General features: G+C 69.4%; 26 protein-coding genes. 10 read left to right on the top strand and 16 right to left on the bottom strand.

Annotation, left to right across the window (positions count from 1 at the left end):
* From EV662_RS17590 to EV662_RS17555, 8 genes are all read left to right on the top strand, one after another.
* On the top strand, positions 1-947 hold a 947-nt coding region (locus EV662_RS17590; protein ID WP_165915647.1), incomplete at its 5' end, for an AMP-binding enzyme.
* A 76-nt stretch (positions 948-1,023) separates the two neighbouring features.
* Entirely contained in the window at positions 1,024-1,284 is a 261-nt protein-coding gene (locus EV662_RS17585) for a DUF4212 domain-containing protein (protein ID WP_132465585.1), read from the top strand.
* A gap of 6 nt (positions 1,285-1,290) precedes the next feature.
* Complete coding sequence (locus EV662_RS17580) at positions 1,291-3,075, top strand: sodium:solute symporter family protein (protein WP_132465582.1); 1,785 nt, start codon at positions 1,291-1,293, stop codon at positions 3,073-3,075.
* A 121-nt stretch (positions 3,076-3,196) separates the two neighbouring features.
* The gene (locus tag EV662_RS17575; RefSeq protein ID WP_132465579.1) at positions 3,197-5,035 is read left to right on the top strand and encodes a DUF294 nucleotidyltransferase-like domain-containing protein; all 1,839 of its coding nucleotides are present in this window, start codon (positions 3,197-3,199) and stop codon (positions 5,033-5,035) included.
* Positions 5,036-5,039: 4 nt separating this feature from the next.
* Positions 5,040-5,555, top strand: coding sequence for a hypothetical protein (locus tag EV662_RS17570; RefSeq protein ID WP_132465576.1), 516 nt, complete (start codon positions 5,040-5,042; stop codon positions 5,553-5,555).
* A 12-nt stretch (positions 5,556-5,567) separates the two neighbouring features.
* Complete coding sequence (locus EV662_RS17565; protein ID WP_132465573.1) at positions 5,568-5,966, top strand: response regulator transcription factor; 399 nt, start codon at positions 5,568-5,570, stop codon at positions 5,964-5,966.
* Entirely contained in the window at positions 5,945-7,996 is a 2,052-nt protein-coding gene (locus tag EV662_RS17560; RefSeq protein WP_132465570.1) for an exonuclease domain-containing protein, read from the top strand. The genes EV662_RS17565 and EV662_RS17560 overlap by 22 nt, the downstream gene beginning before the upstream one ends.
* A gap of 203 nt (positions 7,997-8,199) precedes the next feature.
* Entirely contained in the window at positions 8,200-8,541 is a 342-nt protein-coding gene (locus EV662_RS17555) for a hypothetical protein (protein WP_132465567.1), read from the top strand.
* Here EV662_RS17555 and EV662_RS17550 read toward each other — a convergent pair.
* The 15 genes from EV662_RS17550 to EV662_RS17480 form a co-directional block, all read right to left on the bottom strand.
* Positions 8,538-9,425 carry a F0F1 ATP synthase subunit gamma gene (locus EV662_RS17550; RefSeq protein ID WP_132465564.1) on the bottom strand — a complete coding sequence of 296 codons (888 nt, stop codon included), beginning with the start codon at positions 9,423-9,425 and terminating at the stop codon, positions 8,538-8,540. The genes EV662_RS17555 and EV662_RS17550 overlap by 4 nt on opposite strands.
* Positions 9,412-10,980 (bottom strand): F0F1 ATP synthase subunit alpha, encoded by a 1,569-nt coding sequence (locus tag EV662_RS17545; RefSeq protein ID WP_132465561.1) that lies wholly within the window; start codon positions 10,978-10,980, stop codon positions 9,412-9,414. Before EV662_RS17545 ends, EV662_RS17550 begins: the two co-directional genes overlap by 14 nt.
* A 2-nt stretch (positions 10,981-10,982) precedes the next feature.
* On the bottom strand, positions 10,983-11,759 hold the full coding sequence (locus tag EV662_RS17540) for a F0F1 ATP synthase subunit B family protein (protein WP_132465558.1): 777 nt from the start codon (positions 11,757-11,759) through the stop codon (positions 10,983-10,985).
* 3 nt (positions 11,760-11,762) lie between these two features.
* Positions 11,763-12,047 (bottom strand): F0F1 ATP synthase subunit C, encoded by a 285-nt coding sequence (locus EV662_RS17535; RefSeq protein ID WP_425057045.1) that lies wholly within the window; start codon positions 12,045-12,047, stop codon positions 11,763-11,765.
* A 4-nt stretch (positions 12,048-12,051) separates the two neighbouring features.
* Positions 12,052-12,744, bottom strand: a complete 693-nt coding sequence (locus EV662_RS17530; RefSeq protein WP_132465553.1) for a F0F1 ATP synthase subunit A — start codon at positions 12,742-12,744, stop codon at positions 12,052-12,054.
* 4 nt (positions 12,745-12,748) lie between these two features.
* Positions 12,749-13,024 (bottom strand): N-ATPase subunit AtpR, encoded by a 276-nt coding sequence (locus EV662_RS17525; RefSeq protein WP_132465550.1) that lies wholly within the window; start codon positions 13,022-13,024, stop codon positions 12,749-12,751.
* Positions 13,014-13,304, bottom strand: a complete 291-nt coding sequence (locus EV662_RS17520) for an AtpZ/AtpI family protein (protein WP_132465547.1) — start codon at positions 13,302-13,304, stop codon at positions 13,014-13,016. The genes EV662_RS17525 and EV662_RS17520 overlap by 11 nt, the downstream gene beginning before the upstream one ends.
* Positions 13,301-13,690, bottom strand: coding sequence for a F0F1 ATP synthase subunit epsilon (locus tag EV662_RS17515; RefSeq protein WP_132465544.1), 390 nt, complete (start codon positions 13,688-13,690; stop codon positions 13,301-13,303). The genes EV662_RS17520 and EV662_RS17515 overlap by 4 nt, the downstream gene beginning before the upstream one ends.
* Positions 13,681-15,108: a F0F1 ATP synthase subunit beta gene (gene atpD, locus EV662_RS17510; protein WP_132465541.1), complete on the bottom strand. Its 1,428-nt coding sequence runs from the start codon at positions 15,106-15,108 to the stop codon at positions 13,681-13,683. The genes EV662_RS17515 and atpD overlap by 10 nt, the downstream gene beginning before the upstream one ends.
* 75 nt (positions 15,109-15,183) lie before the next feature.
* Positions 15,184-15,558, bottom strand: coding sequence for a Na+/H+ antiporter subunit G (locus EV662_RS17505; protein ID WP_132465538.1), 375 nt, complete (start codon positions 15,556-15,558; stop codon positions 15,184-15,186).
* Positions 15,559-15,567: 9 nt separating this feature from the next.
* On the bottom strand, positions 15,568-15,837 hold the full coding sequence (locus tag EV662_RS17500; RefSeq protein WP_132465535.1) for a K+/H+ antiporter subunit F: 270 nt from the start codon (positions 15,835-15,837) through the stop codon (positions 15,568-15,570).
* Positions 15,834-16,325: a Na+/H+ antiporter subunit E gene (locus EV662_RS17495; RefSeq protein ID WP_132465532.1), complete on the bottom strand. Its 492-nt coding sequence runs from the start codon at positions 16,323-16,325 to the stop codon at positions 15,834-15,836. Before EV662_RS17495 ends, EV662_RS17500 begins: the two co-directional genes overlap by 4 nt.
* Positions 16,326-16,328: 3 nt before the next feature.
* Positions 16,329-17,879 carry a monovalent cation/H+ antiporter subunit D gene (locus tag EV662_RS17490; protein ID WP_132465529.1) on the bottom strand — a complete coding sequence of 517 codons (1,551 nt, stop codon included), beginning with the start codon at positions 17,877-17,879 and terminating at the stop codon, positions 16,329-16,331.
* The gene (locus EV662_RS17485; protein WP_132465526.1) at positions 17,876-18,235 is read right to left on the bottom strand and encodes a Na+/H+ antiporter subunit C; all 360 of its coding nucleotides are present in this window, start codon (positions 18,233-18,235) and stop codon (positions 17,876-17,878) included. The genes EV662_RS17490 and EV662_RS17485 overlap by 4 nt, the downstream gene beginning before the upstream one ends.
* Position 18,236: 1 nt before the next feature.
* A complete protein-coding gene (locus tag EV662_RS17480; protein ID WP_132465524.1) occupies positions 18,237-21,110 on the bottom strand; it encodes a monovalent cation/H+ antiporter subunit A in 2,874 nt (957 codons plus the stop codon).
* A 293-nt stretch (positions 21,111-21,403) separates the two neighbouring features.
* Here EV662_RS17480 and EV662_RS17475 point away from each other — a divergent pair, with 293 nt between their 5' ends.
* Both EV662_RS17475 and EV662_RS17470 read left to right on the top strand, forming a co-directional pair.
* A complete protein-coding gene (locus EV662_RS17475) occupies positions 21,404-21,862 on the top strand; it encodes a cupredoxin domain-containing protein (RefSeq protein WP_132465521.1) in 459 nt (152 codons plus the stop codon).
* A gap of 11 nt (positions 21,863-21,873) precedes the next feature.
* On the top strand, positions 21,874-22,128 hold the full coding sequence (locus EV662_RS17470; protein ID WP_132465518.1) for a PepSY domain-containing protein: 255 nt from the start codon (positions 21,874-21,876) through the stop codon (positions 22,126-22,128).
* On the opposite strand, the gene xdhC is transcribed toward EV662_RS17470, so the two are convergent.
* Positions 22,106-22,945: a xanthine dehydrogenase accessory protein XdhC gene (xdhC, locus tag EV662_RS17465; protein ID WP_132465515.1), complete on the bottom strand. Its 840-nt coding sequence runs from the start codon at positions 22,943-22,945 to the stop codon at positions 22,106-22,108. The two genes, EV662_RS17470 and xdhC, sit on opposite strands and share 23 nt — an antisense overlap.

Below are 22,945 nucleotides of genomic sequence, written 5' to 3'. Positions count from 1 at the left end.
CCGATGCCGGCCGCTTCTGGCAGGTCTGCCAGGACCTGAAGGTGACCCAGTTCTACACCGCGCCCACCGTGATCCGCGCGCTGATGGGCCAGGGCACCGAGTGGGTCGAGAAATACGACCTGTCGGCCCTCAAGGTGCTGGGCTCGGTCGGCGAGCCGATCAACCCCGAGGCCTGGGAATGGTACAACACCCATGTCGGCAAGGGGCGCTGCCCCATCGTCGACACCTGGTGGCAGACCGAGACCGGCGGCCACCTGCTGACGCCCCTGCCGGGTGCCACGCCGACCAAGCCCGGCTCGGCCACGAAACCGTTCTTCGGCGTGCAACCCGTTGTCCTGGAACCCGAATCCGGCAAGGAGATCGACGGGGTCGAGGCCGAGGGCGTGCTCTGCCTCAAGGACAGCTGGCCCGGCCAGATGCGCACCGTCTGGGGCGATCACGAACGCTTCCAGGACACCTATTTCAGCCAGTACAAGGGCTACTACTTCTCCGGCGACGGCTGCCGCCGCGACAAGGACGGCTATTACTGGGTGACCGGCCGGGTCGATGACGTGATCAACGTCAGCGGTCACCGGATGGGCACGGCCGAGGTCGAATCGGCCCTCGTCGCGCATGCCGCCGTGGCCGAGGCCGCCGTCGTGGGCTACCCGCACGAGATCAAGGGCCAGGGCATCTACGCCTATGTCACGCTGATGAACGACGTGGAACCCACCGACGAGCTGAGGAAAGAACTGGAGAAATGGGTCCGCACCGAGATCGGCCCCATCGCCAAGCCCGACCTGATCCAGTGGGCCCCCGGCCTGCCGAAAACCCGCTCGGGCAAGATCATGCGCCGCATCCTGCGCAAGATCGCCGAGAACGACTACGGCGCCCTCGGCGACACCTCCACCCTCGCCGACCCCTCCGTCGTCGACGACCTCATCGAGAACAGGATGAACCGCGCCTGAGCGTTTCACCTGCCTGACCATCCCGGGCGCGCGGGAGGCGCGCCCGGTTCCCCCTAACCGCAAACGGGAGGATCCCATGTCCGACAAGGACTCCGCGATGGCCTATTGGAAGGCCAATATCCGTCTCATCTTCATAAGCCTGATCATCTGGGCGCTGGTCTCGTTCGGCTTCGGCATCCTGCTGCGGCCGCTTCTGGCCGGCATCAGCGTGGGCGGCACCGACCTGGGCTTCTGGTTCGCCCAGCAGGGCTCGATCCTCGTGTTCCTCGGGCTGATCTTTTTCTACGCGTGGCGCATGAACCGGCTGGATCGCAAGTTCGGCGTGGACGAGGAGTAAGCGACAATGGATCAGTTCATCATCAACCTGATCTTCGTGGGCGCGAGTTTCGCGCTCTATATCGGGATCGCGATCTGGGCCCGCGCCGGGTCCACGTCGGAATTCTATGCCGCGGGACGCGGCGTGCACCCGATCACCAACGGGATGGCCACCGCGGCCGACTGGATGTCGGCGGCGTCCTTCATCTCGATGGCCGGTCTCATCGCCTTCGTGGGCTATGACAACTCGACCTATCTCATGGGCTGGACCGGCGGTTACGTGCTGCTGGCGCTGCTGCTGGCGCCCTACCTGCGCAAGTTCGGCAAGTTCACCGTGTCGGAATTCATCGGCGACCGGTTCTACAGCCAGACCGCGCGCATGGTGGCGGTGGCCTGCCTGATCATCGCCTCGGTCACCTACGTGATCGGCCAGATGACCGGCGTGGGCGTGGCCTTTGGCCGCTTCCTCGAAGTGTCGAACACCACCGGCCTGCTGATCGGCGCGGTGATCGTGTTCGCCTACGCGGTGTTCGGCGGCATGAAGGGCGTGACCTATACCCAGGTCGCCCAGTACATCGTGCTGATCCTCGCCTACACGATCCCGGCGATCTTCATCTCGCTGCAACTGACCGGCAACCCGATCCCGGCGCTGGGCCTGTTCGGCGACCACCAGGCCAGCGGAGAGCCGCTTCTGGCCAAGCTCGACCAGATCGTGCGCGAACTCGGCTTCTCGGAATACACCACGCATCACGGCGACACGTTCAACATGATGCTGTTCACGCTGTCGCTGATGATCGGGACCGCGGGGCTGCCGCACGTCATCATGCGGTTCTTCACCGTGCCGCGGGTGTCGGATGCGCGCTGGTCGGCGGGCTGGGCGCTGGTCTTCATCGCGCTTTTGTACCTGACGGCCCCGGCCGTGGGCGCGATGGCGCGGCTGAACATCACCGAGCTGATGTGGCCCAACGGCACCGACGCGGCGGCCGTTTCGCTGGAAACCATCGAGTCGGACGAGAAATACGACTGGATGGAGACCTGGCAGAAGACCGGCCTTCTGGGCTGGGAAGACAAGAACGGCGACGGCCTGATCCAGTACTATAACGACGCGTCGCCCGCGCTGCAGGAACGCGCCGCGGCCGAAGGCTGGCAGGGCAACGAACTGACCAACTTCAACCGCGACATCCTGGTGCTGGCCAACCCCGAAATCGCCAACCTGCCGGGCTGGGTGATCGGCCTGGTGGCCGCGGGCGGCCTGGCCGCCGCGCTGTCGACCGCCGCCGGTCTGCTGCTGGCGATCTCGTCGGCGGTGTCGCACGACCTGATCAAGGGCGCGATCAACCCCAACATCTCGGAACGCGGGGAACTTCTGTCCGCGCGTATCGCGATGGCGGTGGCCATCGGCGTGGCGACCTACCTTGGCCTCAACCCGCCGGGCTTTGCCGCCCAGACGGTGGCGCTGGCCTTCGGGCTTGCGGCGGCCTCGATCTTCCCGGCGCTGATGATGGGGATCTTCTCGACCCGCATCAACAACGTGGGCGCGGTCGCGGGGATGCTGGCGGGCCTGACCGTCACGCTGGTCTACATCTTCCTGCACAAGGGCTGGTTCTTCATCCCCGGCACGAACAGCTTCGACGACAGCGACCCGCTGCTGTTCACGATCAAGTCGACCTCGTTCGGCGCGGTCGGCGCGGCGATCAACTTCGCCACGGCCTATATCGTGGCCGGCATGACGAAGGAGACCCCGCAAGAGATCAAGGACCTGGTCGAAAGCGTGCGCATCCCGCGCGGTGCGGGCGCGGCGACCGATCACTGACGACATCGAGGGGGGCGGCCCGGCGCCGCCCCCTTCCCCACGCGCCCGGAATTTCCCGGACCCGCGCGCCCCTTTTAGGTTCTTTCCTCGACCGACCCGGCTGCCCGCGCAGGAGGTGCGCATGTCCGACGCCCAGGCCGATATCATCCCAAGCCTGACCCGGTTTCCCCCCTTCGACCTCGTGCCGGCCGAGGCGCTGGCGGCGCTGTCCGCCAGTGTCACCCGCATCGCGGCCGATCCCGGGCAGACCATCTTCTACGAAGGCGACCGGCTGGACGGGCTTTACGTGATCGAGACCGGCACCGTCGATATCGAGACGGGCGAGTCGGACCTGATCGCCCATCGCGGCCCCGGCGACGTGTTCGGCGAACGCGGGCTGTTGCGGCTGGGCCGCGCGACCCTGACCGCGCGGGCAAGTTCGGATGTCTCGCTGCTGCTGCTGCCCAAGGCCGCGTTCCACGACCTGATGGACGAGGTGCCGGCCTTTGCCGACTGGTTCCGGCGCGCGATGCCGGGCCGGGCGATGGCCGCGGGCGACGAGGCGGCGGGTCTGACCGCGCTGAAGGTCGCCGACCTGATGACGAAAACGCCGGTCACCTGCCCCATCGGCGCGACCGTGACGGATGTCGCCCGGATCATGCGCGACAAGGGCATTTCGTCGGTGATCGTGATGCAGGGCGAGGCGCCCGCGGGCATCGTCACGGTGCGCGACCTGTCGGGCAAGGTCCTGGCCGAGGGGCTGGACGGCACCACGCCGGTGGCCCGGGTGATGACGCCCGACCCGATCACCATCGCCCCCGACGCGCTGGGCCTGGACGCGCTGATGCGGCTGGCCGATCACAATATCAGCCACCTGCCCGTGGCCGAGGCGGGCCGTATCGTGGGGCTGATCGGGCGCACCGACCTGTTCCGCCAGCAGGCCGCCACCGCCAGCCACATGATCGTCGAGGTGGTCGACGCCGACACCCCCGAGGAAATGGCCCGCGTGGTGGCCGAGGTGCCCGCGCTTCTGGCGCAGCTGGTGCGCTCGGGCGTGGCGGCGAACGCGATCTCGCGGCGGATCACCGACATCACCGACGCGATCACCCGCCGCCTTCTGGCGCTGGCCGAGGCGCGTCTGGGCCCGCCCCCCGTTCCCTACCTGTGGCTGGCCTGCGGGTCGCAGGGGCGGCGCGAACAGACCGGCGTCAGCGACCAGGACAACTGCCTGATCCTGGATGACGCGTTCAAACCCGAACACGATGCCTATTTCGCCGAACTGGCCAAGTTCGTCTCGGACGGGCTGAACACCTGCGGCTTCGTCTATTGCCCGGGCGACATGATGGCCACCAACCCGCGCTGGCGCCAGCCGCGCCGGGTCTGGCGTGACTATTTCGCCCGCTGGATCGCCCAGCCCGACACCGAGGCGCAGATGCTGGCCTCGGTCATGTTCGACCTGCGCCCCATCGGGGGCACCACGGACCTGTTCCACGACCTGCAGGCCGAAACCCTGGCGATGGCGCGCAAGAACTCGATCTTCGTGGCGCACATGGTCTCGAACTCGCTGAAACACACGCCGCCCCTGGGCCTGTTCCGCGGCTTCGCGCTGATCCGGTCGGGCGAACACAAGGACATGTTCGACCTGAAACATTCCGGCGTCGTGCCGGTGGTCGATCTCGGCCGGGTCTACGCGCTCAAGGGCGCGCTGGAACAGGTCAATACCCGCGACCGGCTGGAGGCCGCCCGCGCCGCGGGCGTGATCTCGCAGGCGGGCGCGCATGACCTGATCGACGCCTATGACCTGATCGCCGAAACCCGCCTGGCCCACCAGGCCGAACAGATCCGTGCGGGCACGGCACCCGACAATTTCATGGCGCCGGGGCAGTTGTCGGAACTGGAACGCAACCACCTGCGCGACGCCTTCATGGTCATAAAGACCATGCAATCGGCCGTCGGACAGGCCCGCGGCGGGATGGGGTAGGCCGATGTTCCTGGAACTGATCGCAAGTTTCGTGGCCGGGCTGGGCGCGGCGGGTGTCATGCTGGCGCTGAACCTGGCCACCGGGCGGCGGCTGCCGCGTTGGCTGATGCCGGTGGCGGGCGGCGTGGCGATGATCGGCTTCGCGGTGTGGTCGGAATACAGCTGGGCCACCCGCACCGCCGGCGGCCTGCCGCAGGGCGTCGTCGAAATCACCCGCGTCCCCGAAAGCCGCCCGTGGAAACCCTGGACCTACCTCGCCCCGCAGGCCACGCGCCTGATGGCCGCCGATGTCGCGGGCGCGGCCCGGCGCCAGGACGCGCCCGACACCCGGCTTGTCACCCTTTATTTCTTTGCCCGCTGGCAGCCTGCGCAAAGCGCGCCGGTGCTGGTCGACTGCACCGCCCCGGCCCGCGCCGATGTCACCGACGCCGCCCTTGCCGACCCGGCCGCCGCAAGCTGGCGCGCGCTTTCGCCCGACGATCCCCTGGTCCGCACCGTCTGCGACGACGGCGCAAGCTGAAAGGTCCGACCCATGGCACGGAAATCCGTCTTGCTGGCCGAGGACGAGGACGGAATCGCCATCGCGCTGGAATACCTGATCGCGCGCGAAGGCTATGACACGCGGCGCGTGGCCGACGGCCAATCCGCGCTGGACGCGATGGAGGAGGCCCCGCCCGACCTGGTGGTGCTGGACGTGATGCTGCCCCATCGGTCGGGCTATGAAATATGCCAGATCATCAGGCGCACCGAGGAACTGAAAGGTGTTAAGGTCCTGATGATGACGGCGCGCGGCGGAGAGGTCGAGCGGCGCAAGGGCCTGGCATTGGGGGCGGACGCGTTCCTGACCAAGCCCTTCGCGACCGCGGATCTGAAGGCCCAGATCCGCGCGTTGTTGGGAGGAGAGGGTGGATGCATCAACGACTCGGGCTGAGAACCCGGTTCGCGCTGTTCTTCGCGGCGCTGGCACTGGGCGGCGTGATCGCGCTGATCCTGGGGCTGTGGCTGGGCCATGCGCGCACGGGCGGGCCGGGCGAAGGCTACGTGATCGCGGGGCTTGTCGCGGGCTTCGGCATCGCGGGTCTGGCGGCCTGGGTGGGGCTGTTGTTCGACCAGAACGTGGCCCGTCCGATCCTGGCGCTGGCGGCCGAACTGACCACGCGGGCGCGCGCCGATATCGACGCCGATATCGACGAAAGCCACGCCCGCTACCTGGGCGCGCTGGCCCCCGCCGCGAACGCGATCCACGACGCGCTGGCCGAAACCCGCGCGAAACAGGACCGCGCCGTGGCCGAAAAGACCGCGCATCTGAACCGCGAAAAGGCGATGTTCGAGGCGCTGTTGCGCGACCTGGCCGAGGGCGTGGTGGTCGCCACGCCCGACCACCGCATCATGCTGTACAACCGCGCGGCGCAGGCGCTTCTGGGCGATTTGGGCCTTGACCGCCCGCTGACCGCCGCCCTGCGGCCCGAACCGCTGACCCACGCGCTTGACCGGATGGGGGCGCGCGCCGCCCGCGGCGAGGTCGAGGCCGAGCGGTTCCTGGCCGCCACCGCCTGCGGCGAACGGTTCCTGATGGCGCGCGTCAGCCCGATCGCCGTGGGCGGCAGCCGCGTGGGCTATGTGCTGATCTTCCACGACGCGACCGAGGACCTGGACGCCCACGCCGAACATGACCACCTGTTCAACACGCTTCTGGAAACCGTGCGCCGCCCGACCGCGGCCATCGGCGCGCTCTTGGACGCGATGGAAACCGACCCCGACCCGCAGGCCCGCGCCACCTTCTTTCAGCAGTTGCGCCGCGAACAGGGCGCCCTGGTCGTGCGCCTGCACGAGGTGGCCGAACGCCACGGCGCGGCCACCGCGCGGGCCTGGCCGATGCCGGCCGTCGCCTCGGACGACATCTTCGACGCGCTTCTGGCCCGCCTGCCCGAGGACCTGCGGTTCGAGGGCGCGCGCCAGTTCATCCGCTGCGACGGCTTCGCGATCACCGAATTGCTGGCCCGGGTGCTGGACGGGCTGCGGGCCGACGGCACGCGCTGCAATTTCGTGCTGCGCGCCGAAGCGCAGGAGGACGAGGTCTGCCTGACGCTGGACTGGACCGGCCCCGAGGTCGCCGACGGCGCGCTGGACCGCTGGCTGGCCGCGCCGCTGGCCGCGGGCTATGGCCAGTACACCGCGCGCGACGCGCTGGAAGGCCACGCGACCGAATTGTGGTCCGAAACCCGCGACGGCGCGAACCGCATCGTTCTGCCGCTGCGCGCGGCCTCGGCCCCGGTGCTGACGCCCGCCGATCCGCGCCCGGAATTCTACGATTTCACCCTGCCCGCCCGGGCCTCCGCCGAAACCGCCGACCGGCCGCTGTCCGATCTCAGCTTCGTGGTGTTCGACACCGAAACCACCGGGCTTTCGCCGCGCGCCGGCGACGAGATCGTGCAGGTGGCGGGCATCCGCATGCTGAACGGCCGCATCCTGCGCGGCGAGGTGTTCGACACGCTGGTGAACCCCGGCCGCCACATCCCCGCCGCCTCGACCGCGGTGCATGGCATCGACGACGCCCGCGTGCAGGGCGCGCCCGACATCGTCGAGGCCGGGCGGCGGTTCCATGCCTTCTGCGAGGGCTCGGTCCTGGTGGCCCATAACGCGGCCTTCGACATGGCCTTCCTCAAGCTCAAGGAAGACCGGCTGGGCCTGCGCTTCGACCAGCCGACGCTGTGCACCGTGCTATTGTCGGCGGCGCTGTTCCCGCATGCCGACGATCACACGCTGGACGCGCTGGCCTGCCGCTTCGGCGTCACCCTGCCCGAGGATCACCGCCACACCGCGCTGGGCGACGCGCTGGCCACCGCCGAGGTGTTCCGCCACATGCTGGGCGTGATGGAGGGCGCGGGCATCCGCACGCTGGGCCAGGCCATCGCCCGCAGCGACGAGATGCACCGCATCCGCAAGGCCCAGCGCTACTGACCCCGCGCCATTCGGCCCGGCCGTCGCGTCCCTGCCACCAAATTCCGGTCGAATGGCCGAAACGCACTAGCATCAGGCGGGCGCAAGAACGGTGCCCCCCAAAAGGCGGGCAGGAAATATCCATCAGGATCAATGCGATCGTCGCCTCGACGACGGGGATCGACCGCGAATTCGCGGAACTGTTCGGCGAGATCGGGACCGATTTGACGGGGCTGTCCATCCTCGAAATCGCGCCGGGCGGCACCCTCGGGGACGTGTCCGACGCGATCTCGGCGGGGCTGATCCATGACGTGACCACGGTGGGCCTCGTGCCCGGATCGGTCCAGATCCTCGATGACAGCGTGCGGCCCGGCGGTTTCACCGGCCCGCTTTTCGACCGACCCGACACCAACCGCGCGCCGCTGGCGGCAAGTTTCACCGACCTTGCCCGGGGCGAGGAGTTCACCATCGCCATCACCCACATGAAATCCAAGGGCGGCATCGGCACCGGGGACGATGCCGATGCGGGCGGCGCAAGCGGGCCGCCTGACCGGGCGCCCGGCTAGCGCCGTTCCAGCGCGGCGGCGCCGGCCACCACGTCCAGCATCTCGGTGGTGATCCGCGCCTGCCGCTCGCGCCGGAAATCGGCATCCATCTCGGCCAGCCGGTCGCGGATGCCGCGTTCGGCCGCCTGCATCGCGGCCAGCCGCGAGGCATGCTCGGCGGTCTGCGCCTCGGCCAGCGCGCGGTAGAGCCGCACGAAGACATGTTCGCGGATCAGCCGGGCCAGCATCACCTCGCGCGTTTCGGAATAGGTCGGCAGCCGGTTCGACGGCCAGGGACGCGCCGCCTGGTGGCGCAGGTAGGCGGGCGAGACCGGCAACAGCCCCATCGCCACGGGTCGCGCCGGGGCCTCGGCCGTCTGCACCGCCTGCGCGATCCGCACCCGCGCCAGCCCGCGCGCGTGGCGCCAGTCATCGGCCAGCGCCAGAAGCGCGCCGGTCGCCCCGCGCAACCCCGCGACCGATCCGGGCATGGCCAGCACCGTCTCGGGCGGATGGCCCGCGCCCGCCAGCAGGTCGGCCACCCGCGCCCCCACCGCCGCCACCGTCACGCCCGCGCCCCCCTGCGCCGCGATATCGCCCAGCGCCGCGCCCAGCGCGACGTCGTTGTACCGCCCGCACAGCCCGTGATCGGACCCCAGCACGATCAACCCCACCGGCCCGTCCGACGCCGCCTCGGCCGCCGCGATGGCCATCCGCGCGACGCCCGGATCGCGCAGCAGGATCTGCAAGCCCCGGTCCACGCTCTCGTCATAGGCGCGCACCGCGCGGCTGGCGCGGTCCGAGCGGCGGATGGTGACGGCGGCCAGCGTCTTCATCGTGCGCACGATGGATTGCAGGTCGCGCGTCGTCTCGATCCGCCGTTGAAGCAGTTCAAGCGTTTCCATCCGCCGCCTCCCCCCGCAGGCCCGCCACCGCGCCCCGGATCGCCGCCGTCAGCGCCTCGCGTTCCGCCTCGCCGAAGGGCGCGCCGTTCTCGATCCGCCGGCAGGCCGCGGCGGCATGGCTGCGGATCGCGGCGGCGATGGCCCGCTCGGCCTCGGCCACGCGCTCCAGCGGCACCTCGTCCAGCAGGCCCCGCGTCGCGGCCAGCAGAACGGCGATCTGTTCCGGGGGGGCGGGCCGCGCCTCCTCGCGCTGTTTCAGCGCCGCGCGCACCCGCCGCCCGCGCGCCAGTTTCAGCCGCGTATCCTCATCCAACCGCGTGCCGAACCGGGCGAACACCTCCAGTTCCTCGAACTGCGCGTAGGACAGCCGCAGATCGCCCGCCACCGCGCGATAGGACGGCAACTGCGCCTTGGCCCCCACCCGGCTGACCGACCGGCCCAGGTCCACCGCGGGCAACTGCCCCTTCTCGAACAGCTCGGGCGAGAGATAGACCTGCCCGTCGGTGATCGAGATCAGGTTCGTCGGGATATAGGCCGAGATGTTCTGCGCCTGCGTCTCGATGATCGGCAGCGCGGTCAGCGACCCGCCGCCCCGCTCCGGCGTCAGCCGCGTCGCCCGTTCCAGAAGCCGCGCATGGATATAGAAGATGTCGCCCGGATAGGCCTCGCGCCCCGGCGGGCGGCGCAGCAGCAGAGACAGTTCGCGATAGGTGCGGGCGTGGCGCGTCAGGTCGTCATACACGATCAGCACGTCTTCGCCCCGCGCCATGAACCATTCCGCAACCGAGGTCGCGGCATAGGGCGCCACGAATTGCAGGCCCGGCGCGTCCTCGCTGCCCGCGACCACGACGACGGTGCGCGCCAGCGCCCCCTCGCGGCGCAGTATCTCGATCACGCGCGCCACCGCCGAGGCCCGCTGGCCCACCGCGCAATAGACGCACAGCCCCGGTTTCGCCGCCGGCCCCGTGCCGCCCGGCCGCCCTGCCTGATGCGTCAGGATCGCCGACAGCGCCACCGCCGTCTTGCCAGTCTGCCGGTCGCCGATGATCAACTCGCGCTGGCCGCGCCCGATGGGAATGGCAGCATCCACCGCCTTGATCCCGGTTTCCAGCGGCACATCGACCGGCGCGCGGTCGAGGATGCCGGGCGCAGGGCGTTCCACCGGCCAGCGCTCGGCGGCCAGCACCGGACCCGCTCCATCCAGCGGACGGCCCAGCGCGTCGACCACCCGGCCCAAGAGCGCCGCGCCCACGGGCATGTCGATCACCCGGCCGGTGCGGCGCGCCTCGGCCCCGGCGTCCAGCGTCCCGGACGGGCCGAACAGGATTACCCCCACGCGCCCCTCCTCGATATCGGTGGCCGCACCCAAAAGCCCGCCCGGGAACGCGATCAACTCGTCGGCGGCCAGTTCCGCCAGCCCCTCGACCTCGGCGATGCCGGCGCCCACGCGGGCGACCCAGCCGATCTGTTCCGTCCTCAGCACGGCCCGGTGCGCGTCCAGCCCCGCGCCCAGCCCGGCCAGGATGTCGCTTGCGATGCCGTCCAGCACCCCCATCGCTATTCCGCCGCCCTGTCCCGCGCACCGCGGTCGATCTGCGCGGCGACCTCGTTCTGCAGGTCGTCCAGATAGGCATCGACGGTCCACTGCACGGTCTGGCCACGGATACGCAGGCGGATGCCACAGACCAGCGCCGGGTCGCGGTCGAACCCGACACGGGGGGCGTCGTGCACCCGGTCCAGCGCGCTGCACAGCCGCGCCCGCATCCCGTCGGACAGGTCGAACGCGCTGGACACCGCCATCTCGCCGCCCGCCGCCACCGCCTCGGCGCGCAACTCGTCCAGCGGCTTGCCCTCCAGCGCCCGCAACCGGCCGATGAAGGTGTCGACCACCGCCTCTTCCAGCGCGGCCCCCGCAAGATCGTCCAGCACCCGGCGCGCGACGCGCGCGACATGGGCCGCCGTACCGCGCCGAAGGTCCGCCAGGAAGGCCGCCTGTTCCCGGTCAAGCTGATCCTCCCACTCGGCACGGCGCGCGGCCACCGCGGCGCGGGCCTCCTCCTCCAGCCGCGCGCGCAGGGCGGCGGCCTCGGCCTCCGCCTCGGCCAGAACGCCCGCGCGGGCCGCCTCGACGTCGCGCTGTTGCGCGCGCAGCCGGTCGGCCTCCTCCACCGCCAGCGCCTCACGCCGCTCGGCCTCGGCGAACCGATCGCGGATATCGGCGGCGCGGCGCTGCATCGCGCGGGTCACCGGCCGGTAGAGCAGCCGGTGCAGGATCCACACCAGCGCCAGGAAATTGACGATCTGGGCCGCAACGGTGATCCAGTCGATCTGCATCCCCTAGCCCCCGGCCGCCGTCCCCGCCTGAATCGCCGCGTCCCAGAACGGGTTGGCGAAGATCAGGATCATCGCAACCACGAAACAGTAGATCGCAGTCGATTCGATCATCGCGAGGCTGACGAACAGCGTGCGGGTGATCGTATTCGCCTCGTCGGGCTGCTGCGCGATCGCGGCCAGCGCCTGCGACGCCGTGCGCGCCTCGCCCAGCGCCGGGCCGATCGACCCGATCGCGATGGTCAGCCCCGCGGTGAAGATCGAAACCGCGCCGATCAGCGTCGGGTCCATCATGTCACTCTCCTTTCGGCATGCCCGCCCCGGGCCGGTCCCGCGTGGCCGAGGCGATGTAGACCATCGCGAGGATGGCGAAGATATAGGCCTGGATCACCCCGGTCAGCAGCCCCAGCAGCTGCATCAGGACGGGGAAGAAGAACGGCGCGATGGAAATCAGGATGCCGGCGATCACCGTGCCGCTCATCACGTTGCCATACAGCCGGATCGCCAGCGCCAGCGTGCGCGTCAGTTCGCCCATGACGTTGAACGGCGCCATCAGCGGCGAGGGCTGGATATAGGACCGCAGGTAGCCCCCGACGCCGCGCCGCGCCAGCCCGAACAGCGGCACCGCGATCAGCACGCACAGCGCCAGCGCCGTGGTCGTCGACAGCGACCCCGTCGGCGGCTGGAACCCGGGCACCACGGCCAGGATGTTCGACAGCGCGATGAACACGAACAGCGTTCCGATGAAGGGCAGGTAGGGGCCGGGTTCCTGCCCGCTCACCTCGCGGATCTGGCCCGCGATGGTCTCGACCACGGCCTCCCACAGGTTCTGCCAGCGGGTCAGCTCGCCGGTATCGCTCAGCCGCAGGCGGACCAGCAGCGCCGACAGGATCAGCACGCCCATCACGATCCAGGTGTAAAGGATCGTGGCATTGACCGGCAGCGGGCCGAGGTGGAACAGGATCGTGCCGTCAGGGGTCATCTGCATGCCGTCACCTCCGCCGCAGGACCAGCTGCCGCACCAGCACGAAGCCCAGCAGCCCCGCCAGCAGGTGCCCCGCCCCCGCCCCCGCCCAAAGCGCCAGCCCCAGCACGCCCAGCGCCAGCGCCATCCGCAGCGCGAAACCCAGGATCAACCGCCCCGCGCCCCCCGCCGCGGCGATGCCTTGGGTCGAGTGCCAAAGCAGCCGCAGGTAGACCGCGCCGAACGCCGCGCCGATCCCCAGCGACAGCACGAGCGACCCCACGAGGCCCCAGTCAATCGTCATCGCGGCTTTCCTTCGTCACCCAGAACCACGCGTTCACACAGCCCAGCGCCACGCCCCCCAGGAGCAGCGCCAGCGTCCACGAGAACTCGCCGCCCACCGCCCGGTCCAGCCACGCGCCCAGCGCCACGCCGATCAGCGTGGGCACCGCGACGGCCCAGCCCACCAGGCCGAACATGCCGAACCCGAACCACACGCCCCGGCCCGTGCCGCGCTGCGCGGCCTCCTTGCGGGCGGCCTTGCGGGCGATGGCCGCGGCCTTGTCGGGTTCGCGCGCGCTCATCGCTCCCGCTCCAGGTCCATCATCCGGCGCACCACGCCCGCCTCCAGCCGGGCGAGCGCGCCGCGCGCGGCCTGTTCCTGCGGATCGACGGCGACGAACTCGCGCGCGACCAGCCGGCGCAGTTCGGCCAGGTCGCGGCCCGCGACCGCCCGGCGCACCGCCACCGACACGTCGTCCCCGCATTTCACCAGCAGCCCTTCGTCGATGCCGAAATAGCCCGTGCCCCCGGCCTCGGTTTCATAGACCAGTACGCCGGGCACCAGCGGCGCGGTCATGTCGATATGGCGCGGCAACAGGGCAAAGGCGCCGTTCGTGGCCTCGGCCAGCACCTTGGTCACCGGCCCGTCGAACAGCCGCGCCTCGGGGGTCAGCACCGTCAGCCGCATGCCGCCACCCCCCGCGCCTCGGCCTCGTCGATCCCGCCCACCATGTAGAACGCGCTTTCGGGCAGGTGCGACAGCGCCCCCGACAGAATCGCCTCACAGCCCGCCAGCGTGTCGTCCAGCGCCACGAACCGGCCCGGCTGGCCGGTGAATTGCTCGGTGGTAAAGAACGGCTGGGTCAGGAACCGGTCCAGCCGCCGGGCGCAGGCCACGGTCGCGCGGTCGGCCTCGGACAGCTCCTCCAGACCCAGCATCGCGATGATGTCGGCCAACGCCTCGTATTCGGCCAGCACGCGCCGCACCTCGCGCGCGACGCGGTAATGGCGGTCCGACACCGTGCCCGGCGTCAGCATTTTCGAGGCCGATTTCAGCGGGTCGATCGCCGGGTACAGCCCCTCGCTCGCCCGCTTGCGCGACAGCGTCACCGAGGAGGACAGGTGCGAAAACACATGCGTCGCGGCCGGGTCGGTGAAATCGTCCGCCGGCACGTAGACCGCCTGGATCGAGGTCATCGCGCCCGCATCGGTGTTGCAGATGCGTTCCTCCAGCGCGCCCAGTTCCGAGGCCAGCGTCGGCTGATAGCCCACCCGCGACGGGATGTTGCCCAAAAGCCCCGACACCTCGGCCCCCGCCTGCACGAACCGGAAGATGTTGTCGATCAGCACCATCACGTCGCGGTGGTCCACGTCGCGGAAATGCTCGGCAATGGTCAGCGCGGTATGGGCCACGCGGAACCGCGCGCCGGGGCTTTCGTTCATCTGGCCAAAGACCAGAACCGCGCCGTCCAGAACGCCCGTCGCGCGCATCTCGCGATACAGCTCCTCGGCCTCGCGCGACCGTTCGCCCACGCCGCAGAACAGGCTGACGCCCTCGTATTCGGCGACCATGTTGTGGATGAACTCGGTGATCAGCACCGTCTTGCCCACCCCCGCGCCGCCGAACAGCCCCGCCTTGCCGCCGCGTTCGATGGGGGACAACAGGTCGATCGCCTTGATCCCGGTTTCGAACACCTCGCCGCCGGGGCGGCGCCGGGTCAGCGGCACCGGCGGGCGGTGGATCGGCACCCGCTGCACGTCCTCCAGCGGCCCCTTGCCATCCAGCGGCGCGCCGAACACGTCGATCATCCGGCCCAGCACCCCCGGCCCCACCGGCGCGGTCAGCGGGCCGCCGGTATCGACCACCTCCATGCCCAGCGCCACGCGCCGCGCGGGGTTCAGCAGCAGCCCGCGCACCGTGTGCCGGTCGATCAGGCTGGCCACCTCGATCACGCGGTCGCGCTCGGGGCCGGCCAGAAGGCAGGTGTTGATCGCGGGCGGCGCGCCGGGAAAGCGGACCTCGACCACCGCGCCCCGGATCGCCCGGATGCGGCCCGCGCGCCTGGCCTCGGAGGCGGGCGCCGTCGCGGTGTCGGTTTCGGTCATGGCCCCGGTGTCGGCTTTGCCTGATGCAAGCATCGCCGCCCGCGGCCCATGCCGCAAGGGGTTTCGGGCCGGGCCTTACCTGTCGGGCTTTTCCGAGGGCGGGTCGTCGAACAGCGACCAGCCGTATTTGCGCCCGGTCTGCGGCAGGTCCGAATTGCGCAGATGCGCCTGAAGATAGGTCTTGGCGATGAAGTTCGCGGTGATCGGCGCGGTCAGGAACAGAAACAGCGTGATCAGCATCTCGTGGAAGGAAAAGCCGCCCTTCACGAAGATGAAATACAGCATCGACCCGATCAGCACGCCCCCCACGCCCAGGGTGGTCGCCTTGGTCGGCGCGTGCAGCCGCTGCATCGTGTCGCGCAGCTTGACCATGCCGAACGACCCGACAAGCCCGAAGATGCCGCTGACGACCAGGAAGAAGGCGATCAGAAACTCGACCAGGAAATCCATGCCCGCCCCCTATTCGATGATGTCGCCGCGCAGCACGAAGCGGCAATAGGCCACCGTCGAGACGAAGCCCACCATCGCGACCAGCATCGAGGCCTCGTAATAAACCGCCGTGCCCTGCCAGATGCCGTAGAGGATCAGCATGGCGATCAGGTTGATGACCATCGTGTCCAGCGCCAGGATGCGGTCGGCCACGTCGTGGCCCCGCGTGATCCGCCACAGGTTCGCCAGAAGCCCCAGCCCGTAACAGCCGAAGGCGAAGATCAGCGCGGCCTCGATCATTCGAAAATCTCCTTCAACCGGCGTTCATAGCGGGCCTTGATCTCGTCGCGCACCCCCTCGGGGTCGTCGGTGTGCAGGCAATGCACCAGGATCGCACCGCCATCGGCCGACAGCATCGCCGACACCGTGCCCGGCGTCATCGTGATCGTGCCCGCCAGCACCGTGATCGCCTCGGGCGAGGTCAGTTCCAGCGGCACCGCCACCCATTTCGAATGGATGTCGGAATTTCGCTTGAACAGGATGATCATCGCGACCTGCACGTTGGCCACCACGATGTCCCACAGCACCACCAGCATGTATTCCGCCACGCGCAGCGGCCTGCGGATCCGGGGGCGGTTCGGCCAGTAGGGCGCGGTCATCACCGGCACGACGATGCCCAGCGCCACCCCCAGGACCAGGTTGCCGGCGGTGACCTTGTTCACCAGCCCCAGCCAGACCAGGGTCAGCGTCAGGCTCAGCAAGGGGTGGGGAAAGATGCGTTGCAGCATGGCCTAGCCCTCCTCGCCCGCGTCCAGCACGGCGGCGATGTAATCGTCGGGCTGGAACAGTTGGGCCGAGGTGTTTTCCAGGTAGTCCGTCACCGGCCCGGCAAAGGCGGCCAGCAGCGCCAACAACGCGACGGCGGCCATGGTCGGCGCGACCTGCAGCGGCCCGGCGGGGCGGATTTCCGGGCGAATGTCGTCCTCGCACTCTTCCTCGGGAGGGATATGGGCGGCCACCGCGGTGGATTTCCAGAACAGGATGCTGCCCGCCCGCGCCAGCCCGACGATGATCAACAGCGACCCGCCCAGGATCACCACCCAGCCCAGTACCATCGGTCCCGGATCGCGCAGCGCGTCCAGCAGCATCAGCTTGCCCAGGAACCCGCTCAACGGCGGCATCCCCGCCATGCCCAGCGCCCCGGCAAAGAACAGCGCCGCGAACAACCCGTTCTGCACCGTGGCGGGCGCGGCGCTCAGCCGGTCGCCCTCGGGGCGGCGGGCCACCACAAGGTCGGCCAGCAGGAACAGTGCCGCCGCCGCAAAGGTCGAATGGATCAGGTAATAGAGCGCCGCCGTGGTGGCCCAGGGCGTGAACGCCGCCACCCCCAGCATCAGCGTGCCCATCGAGGCCACCACCGAGAAGGCCAGCATCGGCATCAGCCGCCGCGCCCCCAGCACCCCGAACGCCCCGATGGCCAGCGTCACCGCCGCCGCCGGGTACAGCCATGTCCCCGGCAACCCGCTGAGCGCCGCGACATCGGGGCCGAACACCACCGTGTGCACCCGCACGATGGCATAGGCCCCCACCTTGGTCATGATCGCGAACAGGGCGGCCACCGGCGCGGGCGCGTTGGCATAGGTCGCGGGCAGCCAGAACTGGATCGGGAACAGGGCCGCCTTGATCGCGAAGACGATCATCAACAGCATCGCCGCGACCCGGATCAGCGCCGCATCCTCGACGGGGATCTCGCGCACCTTCACCGCCAGGTCGGCGATGTTCAGCGTGCCCGTCGTGGCGTAAAGCGTGCCCAGCGCGAACAGGAACAGCGTGGACCCCGCCAGGTTCATCACCACGTATTGCAGCCCCGCCTGCAGCCGCACCTTGCCGCCGCCATGGATCATCAGCCCGTAGGACGCGATCAGCAGAACCTCGAAGAACACGAACAGGTTGAACGCGTCGCCGGTCAGGAAGGCACCGCAAATCCCCATCAGCTGGAACTGGAACAGCGCATGGAAATGCCGCCCCCGCGCGTCCCAGCCCGTCGCCGTGGCATGGGTCAGCACGATCAGCGCCAGAACGGACGTCAGCAACACCAGAAGCGCCGACAACCGGTCCAGCACCAGCACGATGCCGAACGGCGCGGGCCAGTCGCCCAGTTCATAGACATGGGTGGCCCCATCCGCGGCCAGCACCGTCAGGCCCACCGAGATCGCGACCAGCGCAAGCGTGCCCGCGAACGAGGCCGCCCGCGCCAGCACGATGTCGTGGCGCATCACGAACGCGATCAGCGGCGCCAGCAGCGCCGGCAGAACGACCGGGGCGATGATCCAGTGCATCATGCCGTCGAATCCTTTCCGGCGGCCTCGTCATCCCCGGTCATGTCGATCCGGTCGTCATCGGCCTCGATATAGGCGCCCAGCGCGATCATCACCAACACCGCCGTCATGCCAAAGGAAATCACGATGGCCGTCAGCACCAGCGCCTGCGGCAGCGGGTCGGTATAGGCCGCCTCGCCGTATTTCTGCAGCACTGGCGGCGCGTTGATCGCCAGCCGCCCCGTGGCGAACAGGAACACGTTCACCGCATAGGACAACAGCGCCAGCCCCAGGATCACCGGGAACGCGCGCAGCCGCAGGATCAGGTAGACCCCGCCCGCGGTCAGCACGCCCACCGCGCTTGCCACCACCAACTCCATCTCACTCGCCTCCGTTCCTGGCCGCTTCGACACGCGACGAGGGGTCGTAATCCATCGGCTCGACATTCACCGTCTCGCCGGCATAGCGCGCGATCCGCGACAGGCTGTACAGCATCAGCATGACCGCCCCCAGCACCGTCAGGAACACGCCCAGGTCGAACAGGAAGGCCGAGCCGAGGCCGAATTCCTCGATCCCCGGCAGGTCGATATAGCCATAGGCGCTGGTCAGGAACGGCTTGCCCGCCAGCCACGCACCGACGCCCGTCAGCCCCGCCACGACCACGCCCCAGCCGATCATCGCGTGATACTCGATCCGCTTGCGTTCCTGCGTCCAGGCGAATCCCGACGCCATGTATTGCATCAACAGCGCGATCGAGATCACCAGCCCCGCGACGAACCCGCCGCCCGGCTGGTTGTGCCCGCGCAGGAAGATGTAGACGCCCACCATCACCGCGATCGGCATCATCGCGCGGGTCGCGATCACCATCATCAAGGGGTGGCGGTCGCGCGACCGGTCGTTGGCGAAATCGGCATTCCGCAGCCGCCGCGCCGCCGGGCCGTTCAACAGCGCCTCCATCAGGGCAAAGATCGTCAGCCCCGCGATCCCCAGCACGATGATCTCGCCATAGGTGTCATAGCCCCGGAAATCGACCAGGATCACGTTGACCACGTTGGTCCCGCCGCCCCCGGTATAGGAATTGGCCAGGTGGAAGTCGGAGATCGACGAGAAATCGCGCATCAGGAACGCCATCGCCAGCCCCGCGACCGCCACGCCCGCCGTCACCGCGATCACCCCGTCGCGGGTCCGCCGCCACAGCGGGCTTTCCAGCGGCGTGGTCTTGGGCAGGAAATGCAGCGCCAGCAGCAACAGCATGATCGTCACCGTCTCGACCGAGATCTGGGTCAGCGCAAGGTCGGGCGCCGACAGGTAGACGAAGCCCACCGACACCATCAGCCCGATCACCCCGATCAGCACCAGCGCCTGGAACCGGCGCCGGTGCATCGTCACCACCAGGAAGGTCGCCACCACCAGCAGCACCCAGCCCACCGCCACCACCGGCGGGATCGGCAGCATCTCGCGCGTACGCGGGGCCAGCGCGCCGCCATTCCACGCCGCGATCCCCAGGCCCACGGTCGCCACCACGAAGATCGCCAGGTAACGGCTGATCGCGCCGTTATGCAGCGCCCGCGTGACCCAGCCCGTCACCGCCGCCGAGGCGTCGATCAGCGCGTCGAAGATCACCTTGGCCTCGGGCCGGGGGGCGGCCTGCCACAGGCGGTCCAGCGGCCGGTGCAGCGACAGCACCACAAGGCCGCCCGCCACCGCGATGATCGACATGATCAGCGCCGTGTTCACCCCGTGCCAGATTTTCAACGAGTAATAGGGCAACTCGCCGCCCCCGATCACCGCGCCGCCCGCCACCGCGACCAGCGGGCCGACGACCACCGCGGGCAGCACGCCGATCAGCACCACGAACACCGCCAGGAACGCGGGCGCGGCCCACATCCCGAAGGGCGGGTCATGCGGTTTCGACGGGTAATCGTCGCGCACCGGGCCCAGGAACACATGCGCGATGAACCGGAACGAATAGGCCACCGACAACAGCGCGCCCAGCGTCGCCGCCGCGGGCACCGCCCAATGGCTGCCCGCCCAGGCGGTCTCCGACGCCGCGTCCAGCATCATTTCCTTGGACAGGAACCCGTTGAACAGAGGGATCCCCGCCATCGACAGCGCCGTCACCATGCCGATGGCCGCCGTGATCGGCATCAGCTTCGCCAACCCGCCCAGCCGCTTGATGTCGCGGGTATGCGCCTCGTGATCGACGATGCCCGCCGACATGAACAGTGCCGCCTTGAAGGTCAGGTGGTTGATGACGTGGAACACCGCCACGATGGCCGCGAATTTCGTCCCGAACCCCAACAGCATCGTCAAAAGGCCCAGGTGGCTGACCGTGGAAAACGCCAGCAGCGCCTTGAGATCGTCCTTGAAGATCGCGATCAGCGCGCCCAGCACCATCGTGACCAGGCCCGTGGTCGCCACGATGTAGAACCACGCATCGGTCCCCGCCAGCACTGGCCACATCCGCGCCATCAGGAACACGCCCGCCTTCACCATGGTCGCCGAATGCAGGTAGGCCGAGACCGGCGTGGGCGCGGCCATCGCGTGCGGCAGCCAGAAATGGAACGGGAACTGCGCCGACTTGGTGAACGCCCCGATCAGGATCAGGATCAGCGCGGGCAGATACCACTCCGACGCCTTGATCGCGTCGCCCTGCGTCAGGATCTCGGTCAGTTCATAGCTGCCCGCGATCTGGCCCAGGATCAGCATCCCGCCGATCATCGCAAGCCCGCCCGCCCCGGTCACCGCCAGCGCCATCCGCGCGCCCTGCCGGCCCTCGGGCAAATGCTTCCAATACCCGATCAGCAGGAACGAGGTCAGACTGGTCAGTTCCCAGAAGATCAGCAAAAGCAATATGTTGTCGGAAATCACGATGCCCAGCATCGCGCCCTGGAACAACAGAAGATAGGTATAGAACTGCCCCATCGGGTCCTCGCCCGACAGGTAGAACCGGGCATACAGCGTGATCAGCAGGCCCATCCCCAGGATCATCCCCGCGAACAGCATCCCCAGCCCGTCCAGGAAGAAACTGGCCGACAGGCCCAGCTGCGGCAGCCACTCGACCCGCCACTGGATCACCTCGCCCCGCATCACGTCGGGCACCAGCACCCCCAGCATCACCAGCGCCAGGATCGTCGGGATCGCGGTAAAGGTCGCACAGGCACTCCGCCCCGCGCGGATCATCACGCCCGGCACCAGCGCGCCGAGGAAAGGAAGGATCGCAATGATCGGTAACAGGCTGCTGCCGCTGCTCATCCGGTCCACCAGTCGTTAAGGTCCGGGACAGACTTAGCGGGATTTCTTCGGATGGGAAATGCGATTGAACGAAAGTTTCGCGCCCATGTCTCCGGCGCCGCCCCCGTCGCCGGTTTGCACAGTTTCGACGCAACGGAAAAACCCGCTGGCCACGGGGCGGATGCGGATTACCTCGCCACCGGGGGGGCGTGGCAGATACTTTCGGATCATTGACCGGGCCGGGCCGGGGTGGTCGTCTGTCCTGAAACAACGGCGCGGGACGTCGGCAGAACAAGACGCAAGGGAGGACAAGAATGACACGGTTTTCACTGGCCCTGGCGGCCGCACTGGCCGCGGGCGCGGGCGCGGGGCCCCTGGCCGCCGCGCCGCTCTGCGACAACCTCGGCTTTGCCGGGCTTCTGGCCAGTTGCAACCGCGGCGAGCCGATCGAACTGACGCTGGCCTCGGGCCAGCCGCTGCACGCTGGCGCCCAGCCGATCGAGCTGCAATCGGGCGCCTATTACGAGCTTGAGATCACCGCCGACGGGTCCGCCGAACTGGCGATCACGGGGTCCGACTTCTTCCGCAACATCTGGATCAACGAGATCGTCATAAACGATATCGAGATCCGCCCGATGGCCGTCGACAGCCTGGAATTCGACGCCGCCGGCACCGCCCGGATTTCCTTCGTCGCGATCAAGCCGGGCAGCGTCGAGCTGAAGATTCCCGGCTCGACCGGCGATGCGCAGCGCGTGCAATTCTCGATCCGGTAAGGGAGACCGCCATGAAACGCCTTCTTGTCCTCGCCGCCCTGGTCGCGGCCCCCGGCCTTGCCACCGCGCAGGACGCCGAAATTTCCCCCGAGGTGGTCGAGCGGATCACCGCCCTGCTTGCCGAAATGCAATGCGAGATGGACCCCGGCAATATCGAGGCCGAGGACGGCGGCGGCTATGAACTGGACGACGTGTTCTGCATCGACGGCCAGTACGATATCGACCTGAACGCCGATTTCGAGGTCACCAACCGCCGCAAGGAATAAGCCCGGGGGGCGCGTCCGCCCGGGCGGCCGGGGCACGGGCCAGCGCGCCCATGATCTCGGCCAGCGCAAAGGCGGCGATCACCGCGGGGCGCTTGTCCCCCGCCCCCGCCGCCCCGATCGGGCAGGTCAGCGCGCCCGCCCGGTCCGCCTGCCCCGTCTCGGCCAGGTGGCGCAGGAACCGCGCGCGCTTGGACGCCGACCCGATCAGCCCGACATAGGCCGCGTCGCCGCGCGCCAGCGCCTCGGCGGCCAGCAGGAAATCCAGGCCATGGTCATGGGTCAGCACGACAAAGGCGCTGCCCGGCGGGGCCGCGCGGATCTCGGCTTCGGGCAGCGCGCTCAGGCGGGCCTCGACCCCCGCGGGCGCGCGGGCCAGTTCGCCCGCCCGGCTGTCGACCAGCACCGCCCGCACCGGCATCTGCGCCAGCAGACCGGCCAGCGCCCGGCCCACATGCCCCGCCCCCATCACGTAGACAGGGGGCCGCGCCCCCGCCGCGCGCCCCAGCGCCATGCGCGCCGCGTCGTCCAGCCGCGCCAGCGTGACCGCCACCCGCCCGCCGCAGCACTGCCCGGTCTCGGGGCCCAGCGTCATCTCGATCCGCCGCGCGGCCCCGTCGCCGGCCAGCATCGCGCGGGCGGCTTTCATCGCCTCGAATTCCAGCCGCCCGCCGCCGATGGTCCCGTAACTCTCGCCCGCGGAAACCAGCATCCACGCCCCCGCCTCGCGCGGGGCCGACCCCGCGACCCGGTCCACGCGCACCAGCACGCAGTCGGGCGCGGCCGCCAGGAACGCCTCCAGCACCGGATCGCACGCCAT

The organism is Rhodovulum marinum (assembly GCF_004343075.1).
In the GTDB taxonomy this organism is placed as follows: domain Bacteria; phylum Pseudomonadota; class Alphaproteobacteria; order Rhodobacterales; family Rhodobacteraceae; genus Rhodovulum; species Rhodovulum marinum.
Note: the sequence above shows the minus strand (reverse complement) of the source record. Positions and strands in the feature narration are given on the sequence as shown.

What these genes read in the sequence shown, in the direction of transcription:
- EV662_RS17525 (WP_132465550.1), bottom strand. Translation starts at nt 13,024, where the DNA reads ATGACGATTGACTGGGGCCTCGTGGGGTCGCTCGTGCTGTCGCTGGGG.
- EV662_RS17490 (WP_132465529.1), bottom strand. Translation starts at nt 17,879, where the DNA reads ATGATGCACTGGATCATCGCCCCGGTCGTTCTGCCGGCGCTGCTGGCG.
- EV662_RS17485 (WP_132465526.1), bottom strand. Translation starts at nt 18,235, where the DNA reads ATGGAGTTGGTGGTGGCAAGCGCGGTGGGCGTGCTGACCGCGGGCGGG.
- EV662_RS17475 (WP_132465521.1), top strand. Translation starts at nt 21,404, where the DNA reads ATGACACGGTTTTCACTGGCCCTGGCGGCCGCACTGGCCGCGGGCGCG.
- EV662_RS17550 (WP_132465564.1), bottom strand. Translation starts at nt 9,425, where the DNA reads ATGGAAACGCTTGAACTGCTTCAACGGCGGATCGAGACGACGCGCGAC.
- EV662_RS17470 (WP_132465518.1), top strand. Translation starts at nt 21,874, where the DNA reads ATGAAACGCCTTCTTGTCCTCGCCGCCCTGGTCGCGGCCCCCGGCCTT.
- EV662_RS17535 (WP_425057045.1), bottom strand. Translation starts at nt 12,047, where the DNA reads ATGGACCCGACGCTGATCGGCGCGGTTTCGATCTTCACCGCGGGGCTG.
- EV662_RS17585 (WP_132465585.1), top strand. Translation starts at nt 1,024, where the DNA reads ATGTCCGACAAGGACTCCGCGATGGCCTATTGGAAGGCCAATATCCGT.
- EV662_RS17575 (WP_132465579.1), top strand. Translation starts at nt 3,197, where the DNA reads ATGTCCGACGCCCAGGCCGATATCATCCCAAGCCTGACCCGGTTTCCC.
- EV662_RS17480 (WP_132465524.1), bottom strand. Translation starts at nt 21,110, where the DNA reads ATGAGCAGCGGCAGCAGCCTGTTACCGATCATTGCGATCCTTCCTTTC.
- EV662_RS17515 (WP_132465544.1), bottom strand. Translation starts at nt 13,690, where the DNA reads ATGCGGCTGACGGTGCTGACCCCCGAGGCGCGGCTGTTCGACGGGCCG.
- EV662_RS17545 (WP_132465561.1), bottom strand. Translation starts at nt 10,980, where the DNA reads ATGGGGGTGCTGGACGGCATCGCAAGCGACATCCTGGCCGGGCTGGGC.
- EV662_RS17505 (WP_132465538.1), bottom strand. Translation starts at nt 15,558, where the DNA reads ATGGATTTCCTGGTCGAGTTTCTGATCGCCTTCTTCCTGGTCGTCAGC.
- xdhC (WP_132465515.1), bottom strand. Translation starts at nt 22,945, where the DNA reads ATGGCGTGCGATCCGGTGCTGGAGGCGTTCCTGGCGGCCGCGCCCGAC.
- EV662_RS17495 (WP_132465532.1), bottom strand. Translation starts at nt 16,325, where the DNA reads ATGCTGCAACGCATCTTTCCCCACCCCTTGCTGAGCCTGACGCTGACC.
- EV662_RS17570 (WP_132465576.1), top strand. Translation starts at nt 5,040, where the DNA reads ATGTTCCTGGAACTGATCGCAAGTTTCGTGGCCGGGCTGGGCGCGGCG.
- EV662_RS17520 (WP_132465547.1), bottom strand. Translation starts at nt 13,304, where the DNA reads ATGAGCGCGCGCGAACCCGACAAGGCCGCGGCCATCGCCCGCAAGGCC.
- EV662_RS17540 (WP_132465558.1), bottom strand. Translation starts at nt 11,759, where the DNA reads ATGCAGATCGACTGGATCACCGTTGCGGCCCAGATCGTCAATTTCCTG.
- EV662_RS17560 (WP_132465570.1), top strand. Translation starts at nt 5,945, where the DNA reads ATGCATCAACGACTCGGGCTGAGAACCCGGTTCGCGCTGTTCTTCGCG.
- atpD (WP_132465541.1), bottom strand. Translation starts at nt 15,108, where the DNA reads ATGACCGAAACCGACACCGCGACGGCGCCCGCCTCCGAGGCCAGGCGC.
- EV662_RS17500 (WP_132465535.1), bottom strand. Translation starts at nt 15,837, where the DNA reads ATGATCGAGGCCGCGCTGATCTTCGCCTTCGGCTGTTACGGGCTGGGG.
- EV662_RS17580 (WP_132465582.1), top strand. Translation starts at nt 1,291, where the DNA reads ATGGATCAGTTCATCATCAACCTGATCTTCGTGGGCGCGAGTTTCGCG.
- EV662_RS17565 (WP_132465573.1), top strand. Translation starts at nt 5,568, where the DNA reads ATGGCACGGAAATCCGTCTTGCTGGCCGAGGACGAGGACGGAATCGCC.
- EV662_RS17530 (WP_132465553.1), bottom strand. Translation starts at nt 12,744, where the DNA reads ATGCAGATGACCCCTGACGGCACGATCCTGTTCCACCTCGGCCCGCTG.